The organism is Streptomyces sp. NPDC033216, from assembly GCF_055577115.1.
On the sequence record NZ_JBVIQK010000007.1, the window covers coordinates 32,730 to 51,589 of the forward strand.

The 18,860-nt window shown below is 72.2% G+C and carries 17 protein-coding genes; 5 read left to right on the forward strand and 12 right to left on the reverse strand.

What is annotated here, in order from left to right:
• Window positions 1–127 precede the first annotated feature (127 nt).
• The 8 genes from ACZ5Y0_RS15680 to ACZ5Y0_RS15715 form a co-directional block, all read right to left on the reverse strand.
• The gene (locus ACZ5Y0_RS15680) at window positions 128–568 is read right to left on the reverse strand and encodes a rhodanese-like domain-containing protein (RefSeq protein ID WP_469129210.1); all 441 of its coding nucleotides are present in this window, start codon (window positions 566–568) and stop codon (window positions 128–130) included.
• Window positions 565–1,104, reverse strand: a complete 540-nt coding sequence (locus tag ACZ5Y0_RS15685; protein WP_469129211.1) for a cupin domain-containing protein — start codon at window positions 1,102–1,104, stop codon at window positions 565–567. Before ACZ5Y0_RS15685 ends, ACZ5Y0_RS15680 begins: the two co-directional genes overlap by 4 nt.
• Window positions 1,105–1,185: 81 nt before the next feature.
• The gene (locus tag ACZ5Y0_RS15690; RefSeq protein ID WP_313960178.1) at window positions 1,186–1,272 is read right to left on the reverse strand and encodes a putative leader peptide; all 87 of its coding nucleotides are present in this window, start codon (window positions 1,270–1,272) and stop codon (window positions 1,186–1,188) included.
• 183 nt (window positions 1,273–1,455) lie between these two features.
• Window positions 1,456–3,051, reverse strand: coding sequence for an FAD-dependent monooxygenase (locus ACZ5Y0_RS15695; protein ID WP_469129424.1), 1,596 nt, complete (start codon window positions 3,049–3,051; stop codon window positions 1,456–1,458).
• A 175-nt stretch (window positions 3,052–3,226) separates the two neighbouring features.
• Window positions 3,227–4,126 (reverse strand): amino acid ABC transporter permease, encoded by a 900-nt coding sequence (locus ACZ5Y0_RS15700; RefSeq protein WP_469129212.1) that lies wholly within the window; start codon window positions 4,124–4,126, stop codon window positions 3,227–3,229.
• The gene (locus ACZ5Y0_RS15705; protein ID WP_469129213.1) at window positions 4,123–4,791 is read right to left on the reverse strand and encodes an amino acid ABC transporter permease; all 669 of its coding nucleotides are present in this window, start codon (window positions 4,789–4,791) and stop codon (window positions 4,123–4,125) included. The genes ACZ5Y0_RS15700 and ACZ5Y0_RS15705 overlap by 4 nt, the downstream gene beginning before the upstream one ends.
• Before the next feature lie 132 nt (window positions 4,792–4,923).
• Window positions 4,924–5,769 carry a glutamate ABC transporter substrate-binding protein gene (locus ACZ5Y0_RS15710; RefSeq protein WP_469129214.1) on the reverse strand — a complete coding sequence of 282 codons (846 nt, stop codon included), beginning with the start codon at window positions 5,767–5,769 and terminating at the stop codon, window positions 4,924–4,926.
• Between the two features lie 94 nt (window positions 5,770–5,863).
• Window positions 5,864–6,640 (reverse strand): amino acid ABC transporter ATP-binding protein, encoded by a 777-nt coding sequence (locus ACZ5Y0_RS15715; RefSeq protein WP_469129215.1) that lies wholly within the window; start codon window positions 6,638–6,640, stop codon window positions 5,864–5,866.
• Window positions 6,641–6,963: 323 nt separating this feature from the next.
• Here ACZ5Y0_RS15715 and ACZ5Y0_RS15720 point away from each other — a divergent pair, with 323 nt between their 5' ends.
• Both ACZ5Y0_RS15720 and ACZ5Y0_RS15725 read left to right on the forward strand, forming a co-directional pair.
• The gene (locus ACZ5Y0_RS15720) at window positions 6,964–7,647 is read left to right on the forward strand and encodes a response regulator transcription factor (RefSeq protein WP_469129216.1); all 684 of its coding nucleotides are present in this window, start codon (window positions 6,964–6,966) and stop codon (window positions 7,645–7,647) included.
• A 9-nt stretch (window positions 7,648–7,656) separates the two neighbouring features.
• Window positions 7,657–9,072, forward strand: a complete 1,416-nt coding sequence (locus ACZ5Y0_RS15725; protein WP_469129217.1) for a sensor histidine kinase — start codon at window positions 7,657–7,659, stop codon at window positions 9,070–9,072.
• A gap of 318 nt (window positions 9,073–9,390) precedes the next feature.
• Here ACZ5Y0_RS15725 and ACZ5Y0_RS15730 read toward each other — a convergent pair whose 3' ends face one another.
• Window positions 9,391–10,392, reverse strand: a complete 1,002-nt coding sequence (locus ACZ5Y0_RS15730) for a TAXI family TRAP transporter solute-binding subunit (RefSeq protein WP_469129218.1) — start codon at window positions 10,390–10,392, stop codon at window positions 9,391–9,393.
• 96 nt (window positions 10,393–10,488) lie between these two features.
• On the opposite strand from ACZ5Y0_RS15730, the gene ACZ5Y0_RS15735 reads away from it, so the two are divergent.
• Window positions 10,489–10,896, forward strand: a complete 408-nt coding sequence (locus tag ACZ5Y0_RS15735) for a pyrophosphohydrolase domain-containing protein (protein WP_469129219.1) — start codon at window positions 10,489–10,491, stop codon at window positions 10,894–10,896.
• A gap of 218 nt (window positions 10,897–11,114) precedes the next feature.
• Here ACZ5Y0_RS15735 and ACZ5Y0_RS15740 read toward each other — a convergent pair whose 3' ends face one another.
• The 3 genes from ACZ5Y0_RS15740 to ACZ5Y0_RS15750 all read right to left on the reverse strand — a co-directional run bounded on the left by ACZ5Y0_RS15740 (window position 11,115) and on the right by ACZ5Y0_RS15750 (window position 17,662).
• Window positions 11,115–12,341, reverse strand: coding sequence for a cation:proton antiporter (locus ACZ5Y0_RS15740; RefSeq protein WP_469129220.1), 1,227 nt, complete (start codon window positions 12,339–12,341; stop codon window positions 11,115–11,117).
• 4 nt (window positions 12,342–12,345) lie between these two features.
• A complete protein-coding gene (locus tag ACZ5Y0_RS15745) occupies window positions 12,346–12,831 on the reverse strand; it encodes a cation:proton antiporter regulatory subunit (protein ID WP_469129221.1) in 486 nt (161 codons plus the stop codon).
• A 343-nt stretch (window positions 12,832–13,174) separates the two neighbouring features.
• Window positions 13,175–17,662: a CHAT domain-containing protein gene (locus tag ACZ5Y0_RS15750; protein ID WP_469129222.1), complete on the reverse strand. Its 4,488-nt coding sequence runs from the start codon at window positions 17,660–17,662 to the stop codon at window positions 13,175–13,177.
• 64 nt (window positions 17,663–17,726) lie between these two features.
• On the opposite strand from ACZ5Y0_RS15750, the gene ACZ5Y0_RS15755 reads away from it, so the two are divergent.
• Window positions 17,727–18,110, forward strand: a complete 384-nt coding sequence (locus ACZ5Y0_RS15755; protein ID WP_469129223.1) for a hypothetical protein — start codon at window positions 17,727–17,729, stop codon at window positions 18,108–18,110.
• Window positions 18,111–18,181: 71 nt separating this feature from the next.
• Window positions 18,182–18,814 carry a hypothetical protein gene (locus ACZ5Y0_RS15760; protein ID WP_469129224.1) on the forward strand — a complete coding sequence of 211 codons (633 nt, stop codon included), beginning with the start codon at window positions 18,182–18,184 and terminating at the stop codon, window positions 18,812–18,814.
• The last annotated feature ends 46 nt before the right edge of the window (window positions 18,815–18,860 follow it).

Here is an 18,860-nt window from a genome sequence, read left to right on the forward strand (position 1 = left end):
GCAGGCCCGATGCGCGGCTGGTGACCAAGGACAACGCGGACACCGTCCGCTGTACTGCCCGCCCGAGGACTGACCCCGTTCGCGGGCCGCACGGCCCTCTTCCCGAAACATCCTGCCCCAGCCCGGCTCAGTACGTCACCGGCAGCCCCGCCGACCGCCACGCCTGGAACCCGCCGACCAGGTCGGTGGCCCTCTTCAGCCCCAGCCGGTGCAGGGACGCGGCCGCCAGGCTCGACGCGTAGCCCTCGTTGCAGATCACGACGATCCGCAGGTCGTGGCCGGTGGCCTCGGGAACACGGTGGCTGCCCTGGGGGTCGAGCCGCCACTCCAGTTCGTTGCGCTCGACGACGAGGGCACCGGGGATCAGCCCGTCCCGGTCGCGCAGGGCCGCGTACCGGATGTCCACGAGGAGCGCCTCGCCCGCGCGCGCGGCCTCGAACGCCTCCCGTGCCTCGACGCGCGCGTACCCGGCCCGCACCCGCTCCAGCAACTCGTCTATGCCCACGGGCCGCTCGTCGTTCACCGCACCGCCCGTGACCACGTCACCGCTCGCCGTGCCGCCGCTCACTGCCAGTCCTCGGGGCGCTCGACCTGCTCCAGACGCAGCACCTGGCCCGTGCGGCTGTACCGCCGGATCCGCGGCAGGGGCGGGTAGTAGGCGTGCACGGAGATCGCGTGCTCGTCACGGGACTCGTTGAGGACCTCGTGGACGTGGTGGCGTCCGAAGGCGCGGCCCTTGCCGGCCGACAGGCGGCGTTGGCGGTCGACGTCCTCCGAGAGCTCCAGGGTCTTCCACCCGTCCGTGGGCAGTCGCGCGGCGAGGGAGTTCTCCTTCAGCTCGCCGCGGGCCGTGAGGAAGGCGCCCACCGAGTCGGCGTGGTCGTGCCAGCCGGTGCCGGTGCCGGGCGGCCAGCCGATCAGCCAGGCCTCGCTGCCGCCGGGTCCCTCCAGGCGCACCCAGGTGCGGCCTTCCGGGTCGAGCGGGAGCGAGGCGATCAGCGTGGTGTCGGCGGCAGTACGCCGCACGAAGTCGAGGAGGTCCGCCTGCGTGAGCGTGGCGGCGGATGCGGACAGGGAGGGGGACACGGAGGAAGAGACAGACACGGGTACCGTCCTGAGGTCGCGGGAGCGCGCGGACGCACGAGATCGCTTCGGCGGCGCGCGCCGGGCAGAGGGGATGCGAATTCAGCAGGACGGACGACACACGCAACCTGCATAGCGGACAAGGTCCATATGGACCCTCCGCCACAGGCGCACACAGGTGTCGGTCACGATCCGGAGTAGACCATGCCGGGGTGTGCCGGTCAACCGGCTTTCACCCTGTGGACGGCGGACTCGTGGTGAGTGGGATCAGCCGAATCCGTCACACCGGACGCGGACGCCTACCGCGCACGGCGACCCCACTCCAACCCCACCCCTCCCGCTCTCGTCACCGAGAGCCGTTCCCGCCCTTCCTCACGTGGCCCCGGCCTCCGCTTCCGCCTCCACAGCTCCCCCCACCGCCGCCTCCGCCGCCGCGTACAGATCGGCGGGGCGCACCCCACTCAGCGCGGTGACCAGGTGGCCGTCGGGCCGGATCAGCAGGACGGTGTGGGCGGCCGCGCCCGGATAGCTCTCGGCGACCAGCAGCTCGGCCGGGCTCGGCAGCGCCGTCACCGCGGCGGCGAGCCGGGGCATGACGCCGGCGCCCACCCAGTGCCGGCGCTCCCAGACGCCGGTGCCCGGTGCGATCAGCAGGACGAGCAGGGCCCCGCGGCCCAGCCGGTCCCGCAGCCGTACGAAGGAGCCGTCCTCGGCGGTCACGCGGACGTCCGTGACCGGCGCGCCGGGGGGCGTGTCCACCGGCACCTCCGCCTCCAGCCGCCGGGGCGCGAGGGGAGAGCCGGCGTGCGTGCCCGGCGCGCCCAGTTGGCCGCGCCCCAGGTGGCCGTCGGTGAGCAGCGCGTCGTGGGCGCGGGTGGCGCCGGGGACGTAGGCCCTTATGCCGGGGCCGCCGCGCAGGGTCGGCAGGATCTGGTCGGCGGCGCGCAGCCGGGCGGCCACGACCGCGCGCCGCTCCGCCTGGTAGCTGTCGAGCAACGCCTCGTGCGGTCCGTGGTGCCAGGCCAGAGCCAGTTTCCAGGCGAGGTTGTCGGCGTCCCGCAGACCCTCGTCCAGGCCCTGGGTGCCCAGGGCGCCCAGAAGGTGGGCGGCATCCCCGGCGAGGAACACCCGCCCGGCGCGCCAGCGACGGGCCAGCCGGTGGTGGACGGTGTGGACCCCGGTGTCGAGCAGCTCGTACGCCGGTGCCGTGCCGCCGCTCCAGCCCGCGAGGGTCTCGCGGATGCGGGCCACCAGCAGTTCGGGTGTGACGAGGTCCTTGCCGGGCGGCAGCAGCCAGTCCAGGCGCCAGACTCCTTCCGGCAGCGGACGTCCGGTGATCTCGCCCGCGGAGGGACCTGACGTACGCCACGGCGGCGTCCGGTGGAGCAACGCCTCGTCGGCCCAGGGAAGTTCCACGCGCAGCGCGGCGACGGCGTGCCGCTCGACCGCCGTACGGCCGGGGAAGCGGATGTCGAGCAGCTTGCGGACCGTGGAGCGGGGACCGTCGCAGCCCACCAGGTGACTGCCGCGCCACCACGTGCCCTTGGGGCCGCGGGTGTGTGCCGTGACGCCGGAAGGTTCCTGCTCGACGCTGTCCAGGCGGCTGTCCACGACGATGTGGACGAGCCGCTCGTCGGCCAGGGCCGTGCGCAGGGCGTCGGTCAGCACATGCTGGGCGAGGTGCAGCGGAGGCGGGTCGGCGTCGTCGAACGTGATCTCGTGTGTCACCTGCTTGCGCCGCATGGACCGCCAACCGGCCCAACGGACGCCCGCCCCGGCGAGCGAGGTGCCGGTGAGCCGCTCCACCAGGGCGGCGGTGTCCTCGCGGAGCACGACCGTGCGCGCGAGCCGCGGCTCGTCCTTGCCCGGCCCCTCGTCCAGGACGACCGAGGGCACCTCCTGACGCGCCAGCGCCAGGGCGAGCGTGAGCCCCACGGGCCCCGCTCCGACGATGATCACCGGGTCCACGGCGTGGCGCCCCCTGCCCGCGACGGTGTCCTGAGGAACGTAGGTGAACAAGGGGGAGGAGCAGGGTGCACGATCACAGAACGTATGCAACCCATTGCCGCAGCTTGCGTCAAGTGACGGAGGCAGTGGCGCGTACGCCACTGCCTCCGTCCAGGTCATGCCATGTGAGTGAGCGTCAGACCGCCTGGCCCGTCCCATAGCTGCCGGGGATCGCCGCCGGGTTGTCCTCGACGTCGTCCGGTGCGAGCACCGCACCCGTGCCGCGCTTGCTGCGGCGCAGCCGGCCCTCCAGCCAGGAGGCGAAGGACGTGAGGAGGAAGTTGACGGCGATGAAGATGAGCGCCACGACGATGAAGCTGGGGACGACGTTGGCGTAGTTCGCCGCCAGGGTGCTGCGGGCGTTGAGCAGCTCGGTGAACCCGAGCAGCACGCCGCCGAGCGCGGTGTCCTTCACGATGACCACGAGCTGGCTGACGATGGCCGGCAGCATCGCCGTGACAGCCTGTGGCAGCAGGATGCTGGTCATCGTCTGACCCTTGCGCAGACCGATCGCGAACGCGGCCTCCGTCTGTCCCCTGGGCAGGGCGAGGATGCCGGCCCGGACGACCTCCGCGAGGACCGAGGCGTTGTAGAGCACGAGGCCGGTGACGACCGCGTACAGGGGGCGGTCCTCGCTGGAGATGTCCGAGGAGCGCACGTACAGCTCGTTGGCGAACAGCATCAGCAGCAGGACCGGGATCGCCCGGAAGAACTCGACCACCGCGGCGGCCGGGACGCGCACCCAGCGGTGGTCGGACATGCGCGAGATGCCGAGGAACGCGCCCAGGGGAAGGGCGATGACCATGGAGAGCGCCGCGGCCTTCATGGTGTCGGCGAGGCCCGGCAGCAGATAGGTCGTCCAGGCCTGGGACGTCGTGAACGGTTCCCACAGAGCCCATTCGAGCTGCTTCTTGTCGTCCATCTTCTGCCACACCCACCACAGGGCCAGGGCGAGCAGTACGAAGAAGACGACGGACAGAAGGACGTTGCGCCGTCTGGCGCGGGGCCCGGGGGCGTCGTAGAGGACCGAGCTCATCGCTTCACCGCCAGTCGCTTGCCGAGCCAGCCGAGCAGCAGGCCGGTGGGAAGGGTCAGGACCACGAAGCCGAGGGCGAAGATCGCGCCGATGGCCACGGTCTGGGCCTCGTTCTCGATCATCTCCTTCATCAGGAAGGCGGCTTCGGCCACGCCGATGGCGGCCGCCACGGTGGTGTTCTTGGTCAGGGCGATCAGGACGTTGGTCAGCGGGCCGATGACCGAGCGGAACGCCTGCGGCAGGATGACTAGCCCCAGCGTCTGGCTGAAGCTCAGTCCGATCGCGCGGGCCGCCTCGGCCTGGCCGAGGGGCACGGTGTTGATGCCGGACCGGATGGACTCGCAGACGAAGGCCGCCGTGTAGGCGGTCAGACCGAGCACCGCGAGGCGGAAGCCCTGGACGTCGAAGTCGTCGGACGCGCCCATCGTCATACCGAAGATGTCGGCGAGGCCGAGCGAGGTGAAGACGATGATGACCGTCAGGGGGATGTTCCGGACGATGTTCACGTAGGCGGTACCGAACCCGCGCATCAGCGGGACCGGGCTGACGCGCATCGCGGCCAGCAGGGTGCCCCAGACCAGGGAGCCGACGGCGGAGAAGACGGTCAGTTTGATCGTCATCCAGAACGCCGCGAGGACGTCGTAGCCTTCAAGAAAGTCGAACACGATCTCCCGCGCTTCCGGGTGTGTGGCGTACGTGGAGGGCGTGGCGCGCCGCCCGCCGTGATCGCGACGACGGGCGGCACGCCCGCGGAACCCCACGCCCGGCGCGGGATTCCTGGGGCAACGGGTGCCGGGTTACTTGACGATGACGCCGATCTTCGGGGCCTTCTCGTTCTTGTACTCGGCCGGGCCGAAGTTCTCCTGGACCGCCTTGTCCCACGCGCCGTCGCTGACCATCTTCTCCAGCGCCGCGTTGATCTTGTCGACGGTGGCCTTGTCGCCCTTCTTGACGCCGATGCCGTAGTTCTCGTTCGAGAGCTTCTCGCCCACGAGCTTGAACTGGCCCTTGTACTTGTCCTGCGCGGCGAAGCCCGCGAGGATCGAGTCGTCGGTGGTCACCGCGTCGACGGCGCCGCTCTGGAGGGCGGCGATGCACTCCGAGTAACCGGAGTTCTGACGCAGGTTGGCCTTCGGGGCGATCTTGTCCCTGACGTTCTGCGCCGACGTCGAGCCGGTCACCGAACACAGGTTCTTGCCGTTGAGGTCCGCGCCCTTGCTGATCTTGGAGTTCTTCTTCACCAGCAGGTCCTGGTGGGCCAGCAGGTACGGGCCGGCGAAGTCGACCTTCTTGGCGCGCTCGTCGTTGATCGAGTAGGTGGCCGTGATGAACTTGACGTCGCCACGGGAGAGCGCGTTCTCGCGGTCGGCGCTCTTGGTCTCGACGAACTGGATCTGGTCGGGCTTGTAGCCGAGTTCCTTGGCCACGTACGTCGCCACGTCCACGTCGAAGCCGGAGAAGGAACCGTCGGGCTCCTTCAGGCCGAGACCGGGCTGGTCGTACTTGATACCGATCTTGATCTTGTCGCCGCCGCCGCTGGAGCCGCTGCCGGTGTCGTCCTTGTCGTCGGAGCCGCACGCGGTGGCGGCGAGGGCGAGGGCGAGGACGGCGGCCGAGGCGGCGGAGACCTTGCGAAGCTTCATGATCGACTTCCTTTGGGTGATGCCTTCGGTGACGAAGGAGAGGTGTGAGCCGTCGAGAGGCGGGTGACGCTGGTCGCGGGGGCGCTGGGCGCCGTCAGTGATGCAGGATCTTGGACAGGAAGTCCTTGGCCCGGTCGCTGCGCGGATTGCTGAAGAACTGGTCCGGCGCAGCCTGTTCGACGATGCGGCCGTCGGCCATGAACACCACGCGGTTTGCAGCCGATCGTGCGAATCCCATCTCATGGGTGACGACGATCATGGTCATGCCGTCCCGGGCGAGCTGCTGCATGACTTCCAGCACCTCGTTGATCATCTCCGGGTCCAGGGCGGACGTCGGCTCGTCGAACAGCATCACCTTGGGGTTCATGGCCAAGGCGCGCGCGATGGCGACGCGCTGCTGCTGGCCGCCGGAGAGCTGTGCGGGGTACTTGTCGGCCTGGCTGGCCACGCCCACCCGGTCGAGCAGGACGCGCGCGTTCTCCTCGGCCTTCTTCTTGTCCGCCTTGCGGACCTTGACCTGGCCCAGCGTCACGTTCTGAAGCACGGTCTTGTGCGCGAACAGGTTGAAGGACTGGAAGACCATGCCGACGTCGGCGCGCAGCCGCGCCAGCTCCTTGCCCTCCTGGGGCAGCGGCTTCCCGTCGATCATTATCGTGCCCGCGTCGATCGTCTCCAGGCGGTTGATGGTGCGGCACAGTGTGGACTTACCGGACCCGGAAGGTCCGATGACCACGACGACCTCACCGCGCTCGATGGTCAGATCGATGTCCTGGAGAACGTGCAACGCGCCGAAGTGCTTGTTGACGCTCTTCAGGACGACCAGTTCGCCGGGTGCGGCCGCGTCTTCCTTGGCCACCGATACTTTGGTCATCGCTCTCGGGCTCCGTCCTCCTCGGTTTCGGAGGACAGTAGTGACCACTGCGACCAGCGTCATTACATCTGAGGGGAATCTGAGGATCACGATCCGATAGCAATCGGACACCTGTCGTAGCACTTGCGACCTGGGACCGTATCGGGCGGATAACGGAAGCCTCGCGCAACCGGAACCCACTTGACGGCGTCCTCGTCCATCAGCGTGACTGCCATGGTGCACACGCGCGTGCACCGCACTTTTCGCCCACCGAAACCGTACGCCTGGTTCGTGCGATTTTGTACGGGATCAGATGGTACGCCCGAGGAACCGAGGAGGCCGGGATGAGACTGCTGCTCGTCGAGGACGACAACCATGTCGCCGCCGCGCTGTCCGCGGTCCTGAGAAGGCACGGTTTCGACGTCACCCACGCGCGCAGCGGCGAGGAGGCGCTCCAGGCGCTCGTCCCGGAGGGTCCCGGCTTCGGTGTCGTCCTGCTCGACCTGGGCCTGCCCGACCAGGACGGCTACGAGGTCTGCGGCAAGATCCGCAAGCGCACCGCCACTCCCGTGATCATGGTGACGGCCCGCTCCGACGTGCGCTCGCGCATCCACGGCCTCAACCTGGGTGCCGACGACTACGTGGTCAAGCCGTACGACACCGGTGAGCTGCTGGCCCGCATCCATGCCGTCAGCAGGCGCACCGTTCCCGAGGACACGGCCGCCGCGGGCGAGAGCGAGCTGCTGCTCGGGCCCGTGCACATCGAACTGCCCACCCGGCGCGTCACCGTGGACGGTTCCGTCGTCCAGCTGACCCGCAAGGAGTTCGACCTCCTGGCGCTGCTCGCCCAGCGGCCCGGTGTGGTCTTCCGGCGGGAGCAGATCATCAGCGAGGTGTGGCGCACCAGCTGGGAGGGGACCGGGCGGACCCTGGAGGTGCACGTCGCCTCCCTGCGCGCCAAGCTGCGCATGCCGGCCCTGATCGAGACCGTGCGCGGCGTCGGCTACCGGCTCGTGGCTCCGGCCTAGCGGGGACCGTTGCGCACACGTCTCCTGCCGCTGCTCATCGTCCTGATGGCGGCCGTGCTGCTCGCCCTCGGAGTGCCACTGGCGGTCAGCGTGGCCGGCGCCGAGCAACAGGACGTGGTCGTCGACCGCATCGACGACACGGCGCGCTTCGCCGCCCTCGCCCAGTTCGTCACCGCCCCGGCCGACGACTCCGACCCGGCGTCCACGACCAACGACGAGCGGCGCGAGGCGCTGATCCGTGAACTGGTCAACTACTACGACGTCTACGGCATTCGTGCCGGTGTCTTCTACGGCAGCGACACCCCCATGGCTCATGCGCCGAGGGACTGGTACCTCCCCGAAACGGGCGAGGTGAGGGAAGCGTTCAAGGAGGCGCTGCTGAGCCGGCGCAGCCACGACCCCAAGCAGGTGTGGCCCTGGCAGCGCAACCGGCTCGTGGTGGCCTCCCCGGTGATCCGGGACGGTGACGTCGTCGCGGTCGTGGTCACCGACTCGCCGACCGGGGCGATGCGTTCGCGCATCCTGCACGGATGGCTGGTCGTCGGCGCCGGCGAGATCGCGGCGATGCTGCTGGCCATCGGAGCGGCCCTGCGCCTGACCGGCTGGGTGCTCCGGCCCGTGCGCGTCCTGGACGCCACCACCCACGACATCGCCACCGGCCGCCTGAAATCGCGGGTCGCGGTCGCGAGCGGTCCACCGGAACTCCGGCGGCTGGCCCGGTCGTTCAACGAGATGGCGGACAACGTCGAGGACGTGCTGGAGCAGCAGCGCGCCTTCGTCGCCGACGCCTCGCACCAACTGCGCAACCCGCTCGCGGCGCTGCTGCTGCGCATCGAACTGCTCGGCTACGAACTTCCGGAAGGCAACGAGGAGATCGCGTCCGTGCAGAACGAGGGCAGGCGCCTCGCCCAGGTCCTGGACGACCTGCTCGACCTCGCCCTGGCCGAGCACACCCAGGCCGACCTGCGGGTCACCGACATCGGCGCGCTGACCGCCGAGCGCGTCGCCGCCTGGGCGCCCACCGCCGAGGCCAAGGGCGTCCGTCTGATCGGGGACTGCCCGCCCACCACGGCCTGGGCCGATCCGGTCACCCTCTCCAGCGCCCTGGACGCGGTGATCGACAACGCGGTCAAGTTCACGCCGGAGGACGAGCGCGTCGAGGTGACGGTCGCCGTCGACGGCGACACCTCGACCGTCGTCGTCACCGACCACGGTCCCGGACTGACCGACGAGGAGCTCACGCGTGTGGGAGACCGCTTCTGGCGGAGCGGCCGGCACCAGAACATCAAGGGCTCCGGTCTGGGCCTGTCCATCTCCCGCGCCCTGCTCGCGGCAGGCGGCGGCACCATCTCCTACGACCGTCACGAGCCCACCGGGCTGAAGGTGACGGTGTCGGTGCCGAGAACGAGACCAGCGACCGCCTGAGGCCGGTCCCGCCACGGGCGACGGAGCGCGGGTGACCTCGGTCCCACCCCGGCTCCACGGACGTGGCCGGGGCGTCGGCCCCTGTTCCGGCTCGACGGACCGGTGGTGGCGTCAGCTCCCGTCACGGCTCGACGGACCGGTCGACGACCGCTGGGTGTGTCAGCTCCCGTCACGGCTCGACGGACCCTGGGTGTGTCAGATCCCGTCACGGCTCGACGGACCGCTGGCGGCGTCGGTCGCGTCACGGTCCGGCGTATCCCGTGGGCGTGTCCGCTCCGCCGCTGCTCTACGGACTGGACGCGGTGGTGTCGGCCCCCGTCACGGCTTGACGGAGCGGTAGTAGCGCCGGGCGCCCTCGTGCAGGGGGAGCGGGTCGGTGTAGATGGCCGTGCGCAGATCGACCAGCTGGGCGGAGTGGACGTGCCGTCCGATGCCGTCGCGGCTCTTGATCACGGTCCGGGTCAGCCACTCGGTGAGCCGGGGGTTCACGTCCGTGCGGGTCATCAGCAGGTTGGACACCGCGATCGTCGGCACCGTGGAGCCGTTCTGGATGGTCGGATAGGCCGATTCGGGCATGTTGGTCGCCCGGTAGTAGCTCGTCGCCTCGTCCTGTTGGTGCATCTTGGCCACCAGCGCCGCGTCGATCGGAACGAACCGGAAGGTGAAGTTGTCGGCCAGCTGCTCCAGCCCGGCCGTAGGCACCCCGCCGGACCAGAAGAACGCGTCGATCTTCCCCCGCTTGAGCCGCTCGGGCCCGGTGTCGATGCCCTCCGAGACCGCCCTGATGTCCTTCGCCGGATTCACGCCCGCCGCCTCGAGGACCCGCTCGGCGATCAGCCGCACCCCCGAGCGGGGCAGCCCGGTCGCGACCGTCCGCCCCTTCAGGTCCGCCACGGACCGTATCTGCGAGTCGCGCGGTACGACCAGCTGCACGTAGTCGTCGTAGAGCCGCGCGACGCCGCGGAGCCGGGCGGCCGTGCCGCGGTGTTCCCGCTCGTACGTCTCCACCGCGTCGGCCGCGGCGATGGTGAAGTCGGCCTGGCCGGTCGCCACGCGCGCGACGTTCTCCTGGGAGCCGTTGCTGGTGGTCAGCTTCACGTCCAGGTCGGGCATGTCCTCGGCCAGCTCGGTGCGCAGTCGGCTGCCGTACTCGTAGTAGACGCCGCTCGTGGTGCCGGTGCTGAAGGTGATCGCGCCGCTCGGCGGGTCCTCGCCCAGGGGCAGCAGCCACCACAGCAGCAACCCGAGGACGACGACGGCGGCGGCCGTCGCGCCCTGGACGGCCCGGCGCCTGCCGGTGGGAGGGAACACCTTGGACATGCGCGCGATCCTGCCAGGTGGGGCGGCGAACTGGCCAGGGCGGGACACATCGGCCGGTGGGCGGGACTGTCAGAGGCCGTCGTTACAGTCGGTCGCATGAGTTCTTCGCCCGCCGACCTGGTCCGTCAGTTCCACCTCGCCTTCGGTCTCGACGCCCGCAGTGCACCGACGCAGGTGGCGCCCGCCCTCGCGGCCCACCGCGGGGAACTGCTCGCCGAGGAGGCCGCGGAGGTGGCCGAGGTGTCGGTGAGCGGCCCCCTGGACCGCCTCGCGCACGAACTGGCCGACGTCGTCTATGTCGCGTACGGCACGGCTCTGGTGCACGGGATCGACCTGGACGCGGTGATAGCCGAGATCCACCGCTCCAACATGACCAAGCTGGGCCCCGGCGGGCAGGTCACCCGCCGTGCGGACGGCAAGGTCCTCAAGGGCGAGCACTACGAGGCACCGGACGTGGCGGCGGTGCTGCGCCGCCAGGGCTGGGTCCCCGACGGCGCGGCCTGACGGTCGGGCATTCCCCTGACGTCGGTGCCGGTGCCGGTGCCGGTGCCGGGCTCTCGCCGCGTATGTACGGGGCCAGATCGGTGACGACGCCGACGGTGCCGTACGCGCCGCAGCCGAGCTGGGCGCCACCGCGACGCCGAGCGCGGTGGCGAGGCGGGTACACGGCCGCGGGCGGGGTCCGGGGTGCCGCCGGCCACGGCGGGCGACGTCCCCGTCCGTCAGTCGCCCACCGGCGTCTCCGTGCGCGCCTCGGGCGTCCGTTGCCCCACCGGGGGCCGGCGCGCCTCGCGGAGTCGGGACCAGCGGGTGGCCAGGGGTTCCGTGTAGCGGGCGGTGAGCGGGCCGAGAACGACCAGGATCAGGACGTACGCCGTCGCCAGCGGGCCCAGGGACGGCTCGATGCCGGCGGTGACCGCCAGTCCCGCGATGACGATCGAGAACTCCCCTCGGGCCACCAGGGCGCCGCCTGTGCGCCAGCGGCCCCTGACCGAGATTCCGGCGCGGCGCGCCGCCCAGTACCCGGTCGCGATCTTCGTCGCGGCGGTCACGACGGCCAGCGCCAGGGCCGGCAGCAGCACCGGAGGAATGCTGGCCGGATCGGTGTGCAGTCCGAAGAAGACGAAGAAGACGGCCGCGAACAGGTCCCGCAACGGACTCAGCAGGGTGTGCGCGCCCTCGGCCACCTCACCGGAGAGCGCGATGCCGACCAGGAACGCGCCGACCGCAGCCGACACCTGGAGCTGCTGCGCCACACCGGCGACCAGGATCGTCAGACCCAGCACGACGAGCAGCAACTTCTCCGGGTCGTCGCTCGACACGAAACGGGAGACGACCCGGCCGTAGCGCACCGCCGCGAAGAGGACGAGCCCCGCGGCGCCCAGCGCGATCGCCAGGGTGACGCTGCCGGCGGCCAGCCCGACACCGGCGACCAGCGCGGTGACGATCGGCAGGTAGACCGCCATCGCCAGGTCCTCCAGCACCAGGACGCTGAGGATCACCGGCGTCTCCCGGTTGCCCACCCGGCCCAGATCGCCCAGCACCTTGGCGATCACCCCGGACGAGGAGATCCAGGTGACGCCCGCCAGCACCACGGCCGCCACCGGGCCCCAGCCCAGCAGCAGCGCGGCGGCCGCGCCCGGCAGCGCGTTGAGCGAGAAGTCCACGAGGCCGGCCGGATGGTGGGCCTTGAGGTTGGAGACGAGATCGCTCGCCGTGTACTCCAGGCCGAGCATCAGCAGCAGCAGGATGACGCCGATCTCGGCGCCGATGGCCACGAACTCCTCGCTCGCGCCCAGCGGCAGCAGTCCGCCCTCACCGAAGGCCAGACCGGCGAGCAGGTAGAGGGGGATCGGCGAGAACCGCAGGCGGGCGGCGAACCGGCCGAGCAGCCCGAGGGCGAGGATGATGGAACCGAACTCGATCAGCAGGACCGCGGAGGAGTGCACGGGGTCACTCCCGGCCGAGTATCGCCGCGGCCGCGTCCACGCCCTCGCGGGTGCCGATCACGATGAGGGTGTCCCCGCCGGCCAGCCGGAAGTCCGGCGCCGGCGAGGGGATCGCCCCGGCCCGCCGCAGGACCGCCACGACCGACGCGCCGGTGTCCGTGCGCATCCGGGTCTCGCCCAGCAGCCGCCCGTTCCAACGGGAGGTCGAGGCCACCTCGATACGCTCGGCGACCAGCCCGAGGTCGGTCGTATAGAGCAGGTTCGCGCTGTGGTGGGACGGCTTCAGCGCGTCGATCAGCGAACTCGCCTCGGCACCCGAGAGGCGCAGCGACTGGGCGCAGGAGTCCGGGTCGTCGGCCTGGTACACGCTCACCGTCCGGGTTCCGTCGCGGTGGGCCACCACGGACAGGTGGCGCTGCTCCCGTGTCACGAGGTCGTACTGGACCCCTATGCCTGGCAGCGGTGTCGTCCGAAGGCGTGGTGCGGACACGGTTCTTCCCCTTGCTGGTCGGGCGGGATCGTCGAAGCGTTGGAGGTGTGAGTACCCGGTATCCCGTACCCGAGCGAGTCGGGCTGCGGTCGTCGCGCCGAACCGGCCCTCAGGACACCCTCAGGGCCGTCGATCACCGGGCGCCGATCCGCCATGCTGCCATCCCGCCCTACGGTGGCGACAGGGATGTCGTCGCGGATGGACGGGGCCGGCACGGGGCGGAAAAGGCTGGTCAGGTCGCCATGCCGCGGACCACCGGCCTCCAGGCGGCCCGCGAACTCGTTCGCCGACCGATCGACCCCGGCCCCCGCCGCCGGTCCCGTCCCGTGCGACCCACGCGCGCTCACGCGCCCGCGTGGACGTACGCCGCCCAGACGTGCGGGAGCTCCGGCATCCGTTCGCGCAGGGCCCGGACGCTGTGGTGCAGGGCGAGGGCCGTGCCGTGCGCCGGCTCGCCCACGGCACGGCGGTAGAAGTCGCGGGTGACGTGGTCGGCGTAGGTGCTGTCGATCTCCCAGAGCGTGCCGACGGCGCTCGGGAAACCGGCGAGGAGGAAGGCACTGGTGATGTGGATCGCCTCGTCGCTGAGCCGCTCGGAGGTGCGGGCCGTACCGCACGCCGCGAGGAAGGCGAGGCGCGCGGTGGCCGGCCGTGCCCGGCAGATGTCCAGCACCGGCAGCGACTCACCGCTGGGCAGGTGCAGCAGGGCACCGGACGGCGCCGCGGGGTCGGTCGCCGCGTGGCAGCCGAAGTGCGCCCAGGCGGCGCCGCCCAGCGCGGCCAGGACGGCCTCCCGGGTAGCGGCGGCCCCGATCAGCGGCTCGCCCGCCCCCAGCAGCCCGGCGGCGTAGCGGGTCGCGGCCGCGACACCGGGCAGTTCCTCCTCGGACGAGGCGACCAGCAGCGCGCCGCCGTCGCCGGCCGGGTCGCACCGCCCCGCCCGGTCACGCGCGTAGGCGAGCGTCTGGAAGCCGGGTACGTACGACGACACCACGGTGTCCAGGGCGGCACCGCAGCCGTCCAGGTCGCACTCCGGCCGGGTGCACTGGGCCGCGTGCAGCGGCAGGGCGTGGAAGGCGCCCGTGGGCACCCACCAGATCCGCGGCCACGGCCCGCCCTCGGGTACGGGCTCGACGGCACCGACATGCTCCAGGACGGGCCGTACGATCCGGTGCCAGGCCCAGGACAGCGTCCGGCGGATCTCCGCCCCGGCCCCGACCAGCTCAGCCGGGGAACTCCTGGACGCGCCCCGCGCGTTGATGACGTCGACGGCCCCCCGCAGCCGACCGGCCGCGCCGGTCACCTCCTCCGCCTCCGGTTCGAGGGTCAGGGCGGTGATCGACCGTTGTGTCACCACGACGGCGTGGCACAGCTGTCGCGCGTGGTTGAGCAGCACCACCGGGCCGTTCCCCGCGAGGGCGCGCAACCGCTCCGCCGTGAGCGGGCGCAGGAAGCCGTCGAAGCCGGGCCGGTCGCGGATGCTGTCGACCAGTCCGTCGAGGGCGCGAGAGGTACGGAGTTTGTCGAGCCGGTCCCGCTCGGCGTCCCCCGGGGCCACCGGCTCGGGCTCGGCGGCCAGCAGATCGGTCAGCCGTTCGAACTCGTCCGCCAGCTCCGGATGGGCGGACCGCAGCTCGCCGAGGTCGGCCCGCGCCTCCATCCGCCGGGCCAGCAGCAGGCCTCGGCCGCGCTCCAGCAGTTCGGTGGCACGGTCGACGTCAGGACCGGCCACGGTCCGCCGGATCGCGGCGGGGTCCGGCAGCGCCTCCGGCAGACGGCCGTCCCGTTTGACCGCCGCGACGATCTCCTTCAGCTTCTCCATGTGTTCCCGGAGCCGGGTGGAGCCGTCACGGACCAGGACCGCCGCCAGGATCAGCTCCACGATGCCCCGGATGTCTCCCTCGAACTGCGTCAGACCGTGCTCGGCGGACTCCTGGCCGCTGCGCCGGTCGGTGATGCCCGGCAGCACGTCGACGGCCGCCTCGAGATGGGCGAGGGCCAGGTCGATCCGCGGCCGGGGCCTGCCCAGCGCGCCCGCCGCGGCCCCGATCTCCCCGTGCGCCCGGAAGAGGACCGGAATCCTCGGATCACGGAGCGAGGCGGGGTCCTCGACACCGGCGAGACGGTTGCGCAGCGGCGCCATCAGCGCTTCGAAGGCCCCCGGCAGGGAGGCCCCGGGGGGAGTCCCGCCGGGTGCCCGCTCCGAGGTGACCGGGGGCAGTCGGCCGCCGGTGACGCCGATGGTGGTCATGGCGACGAAGGGGCGCATCGAGTCGGCCCAGCCGGCCGGTGCCTCCGGCGCGACGGCGTCCACCACACGGGCCGCCTCGGCGATGAGGCTCCGCGCGCGTTCCGGTTCGGTCTCCCGCAGGGCCAGGGCGCGCATGCCCAGCACGCGCATCAGCGTCATCGCCGTGAAGACCCGCGTCCCGGTGGCGGCGGCCGACTCGTACCTCCGGCGGCACTGGTCGACGAGGTCGTCGGTGACGTCCTTCCTCGGGCCGCCGCCCGGCCCGACCGTCTCCAGCAGGTCGAGATAGGCGTCGCTCATCATCTCGAGCCCCGGCACGCCGGTCTGCGGGGTTCCGGCCCGCGAGGGCCCGGTCGCCGCATCGCCGCCACCGAGGTCGCGGATCCGCCGGGCGATCTCGCGGGCACGGTCGAGCCGGCCCGGATCCTGGCCGAAGAGGTAGAGCTGGAGGGCGTTGTGGAATTCGGTGTGGGCCGCCATGAGGGCCAGGCCCGGGTCGGTCGCGGGGGCGTGCGAGGCGGTGTCCGGGAAGGCGGCGTGCGCCCCCGATGCCCCCGACGCGCCGGGCGCGCCCGGCGACCCCGACCCGGCCGTCTCTCCCGACCCGCCCGTCGCCGCGAGGAGCACCGCCGCCTCACGCGCGGCCTCCGTGTCCATCCGGGTGGCCGATACGACCGTGAGCGCCTGGGCGAGCATCGCGTCGATACCCGGAGGGAGGTCCGAGGCGTGCGCGTGGGCGTGACGCAGCAGCGGCACGGCTTCTTCGAGGGGGGCGGGATCGCCGAGGTGGGCGGCGTGCGCGCACAGCGCGCTGCCGAGTGCCACGGACAGGTGGGCCCGCTGATCGGCGTCGTCCTCGGTGAGCCCGTCGAGCAGTTCCCGCAGCACGGCGATGTCGGAGCCGAGGTCGGCGGGGTCGTCCAGGCTCACATCGGCCATGCGGGACAGCCGCGACACCAGGCGGGCCAGCTCGGGGTCGGCCCGGCCGTCGGGTTCGTCGGAGAGGACGACCGAGGCGGCGACGGCCAGCACGGCATCGTGAACGCCCTTGCGGAGCAGGCCGGGCAGCACCTCGTCCGGCGCCGTGGCCGTCACCTCCCGGGCCAGCGCGCGGGCTTCCGCGTCCAGCCGGTCGGCGGCCCGGACGGCGCCGGACTCCCGCAGCTCACCGGCCCGCAGCCCGGTGAGGGCGGCCAGCACGGCCACGCACGCGTATCGCTGCGGCGCGTCGGCGGGCACCCCGGCCAGCGCGGCACGGTACCGGGCGATCCGCTCGTCGGAGATACCGCCGGGGACGCTGTCCGAGATGCCGTCGGCGAGGCCTTCGGAGAGCGACGACACGATGGCGAGGGTCTCCAGGGTGATGTCCGGGGCCTCGCCCCGACGCGCGGAACCGTCCCGGAACCGGTCGAGCAGCGGGCCGAGCGCCGCCCCGATGCCGTCCGCACCGCTCGCCCGCGGGCCGCCCTCAGCGAGCGTCAGCCCACGCATGGCGCGGACCAGTTCGAGGCGCTCCCTGTCGGCGTCGCCCAGAGCGGCCGTGTCGACGGCGTCGAGAACGGCCATCGCCTCACGCGCGGCCGTGTCGTCGCCCCGCTCCTCGGCGAACGCCGCGAGCGCCTCGCTCAGGGCCACCGTGACGGCCAGATGGGCAGGATGACCGGCCGGAGTGTGGTCGTAAGCCGCGCGCAGCCGTCGTACGGCGCAGGCGATGCGGCCCGCGTCGTGCTCCCGCGCCCCCGCCTCGGCGACCACCGCCCCGATCTGGAGGTCCAACTGGCCCGGCCAGGCGGAGGGCTCGGCGTGCAGCGCGCGCAGGAGGCGCAACTCCTCCGCGCCCTCCGGGTCGAGCGCGCCGTCGGGGGCCGCCGTCACCAGCCGTTCGACCTCGGCGAGCGAGGGCTCACCGAGCAACCGGGTCGCGTCCATGACCGTCCTCAGGGCACGGCCGGCGTCGGCAGCGGCCGGACCGAGGTCGGGCAGCCGCTCGCACACCGTCCGGCCGTGCCGGGCGGCGGCGGCGAGCGCGTCCGGATCCGCCTCCAGCCCGAACCGGAACAGCTCGACGTCGAGGGCGTGCAGCGAAAGCTCCACGACCCCCTCGTGTCCCTCGGGCAGGAGCGCCAGAGCCGTCTGCGCCCAGGCCAGCGCACGATCCAGTGCGGCCCGCCGGTCGGCGTCGGACACGTCGGGTTTGTGGATCAACTCGCCGTGGGCCCAGCTGACGAGGTAGGCGAACCGCGCGTCCAGGGCCGGATCGGCAGGGTCGAAGACCTCCTCCAGGGCCGGCGGGAACCGGGCGCCCTCCGGGGCGCGCTGCCGGAGGAAGCCGAAGGCGCTGACGGCGACCGTCACGTTCTGCTGGACGTCCGGATCATCCGGGCCCAGATGCCGGAACCAGAAGGTCCAGAAGACCGCGGCGACCGCGTCGAGGTCGACGGCCCCCTCGGGTGAGGGCGCCGCCGCCCGCAGCAGCGCGAGGGCGTCGGTGACCGCCTCCGGCTCGCGCAGGGGCGCGGGATCACGGCTGTTCTGGGCCGCCAGCAGACGGGCCACGACTTGCTCATGAAGTTCCGTCATCCTTCACATGGTGCTTTGATTTCACGTAAGAACCGAGTGTTTTCTGGGTAGTTGAGGGGGCGCAGTGGGGCACGGGGCCAAGGCGCAAAGGCTGTACGAGGACGCCGTCGCCTACGTGTGCCGCAATGCCGGCCCACTGCGCGAGCTGATCGGCCCCGCCCACTGGGACGCTCCGTTCGCCGTCGTCCGGGACGGCGACCCGTCGGCGCAGTCCTGGCGGGACGCCGTACGCGTGCTGCACGACGCGGCCGAGGCGGCCGGGATCCCGGGCGGACTCGGTCTGCGTTCCACGATGGGCGTCGGCGACTGGCCCTCGGCGCCCGCCCCGCGGTCGACCGGCTGGGTCTGCCCCACGGGCCGCTGCGCGCGCGTGGACCTGCACGAGGAGAACGCCGCCGACACGGGCCGCTGCGCCCTGGCGGACGGCCCGATGAGACGCGTGGACTGACCACCGGGACAGGGGAGTTCGCGGCACGGCGCCGCGGATGCACGGCGACACACGGGGGATGGGCTGAGACGGTGGCACTGCTTCTCGAACTCCAGAGGCGCATCCCCGACGGGTGGTTCCTGCGGCGGCTGCTGCCCGCCCTGCTGTTCGTCGTCGTGGCCGTCGTGGGCGGCGGGCAACTCGGCCATCGCGACTGGGACGACGTCGGGCTCGCCCGCGACCGGATCGCCGGCGCCCTGCCGCTGAGCGCAGGCCCCACCGCCGACGGCGCCGCCACACTGGTGCTCGTCGTGCTGGCGGCGGTGGCGGCCGGGCTGGCGGTGCCCTTCAGGGTCCGCACCGCACCGGTGAGGCCCACCTCCCCGACATGGTCGGGCGACCGGATCCGCGCCGCCGAGCAGAGCGTCAGGGCGGAGACGGGAACCGACCTCCCCGGCGAGTGGACCAGGCTCCTCCTCGAACTGCCGGACACCTCCCGCGCCGCGCTGGGTGAGGCACGCGACGCCTATCAGGCGGCCTGCGAGGCTCTCGTCTGGAGCGTCGCGTTCACCGCCGTCGGCATCTGGTGGTGGCCGGCCGGTGTCGGCGGGATCGTCCTCTGGCTGGCCTCCTGGCGGTCCCTGCGCCGGACCGCCGACGGTCTGTGCCGTACGGCTGAGGCGGTCGTGGCACGGCGGCGTACCGCTCCGCCACCACCCGCCTGAGCGCCGTCGTCAGGAGCGGACGACGGGAAGCGCCGGGCGGGGGCCA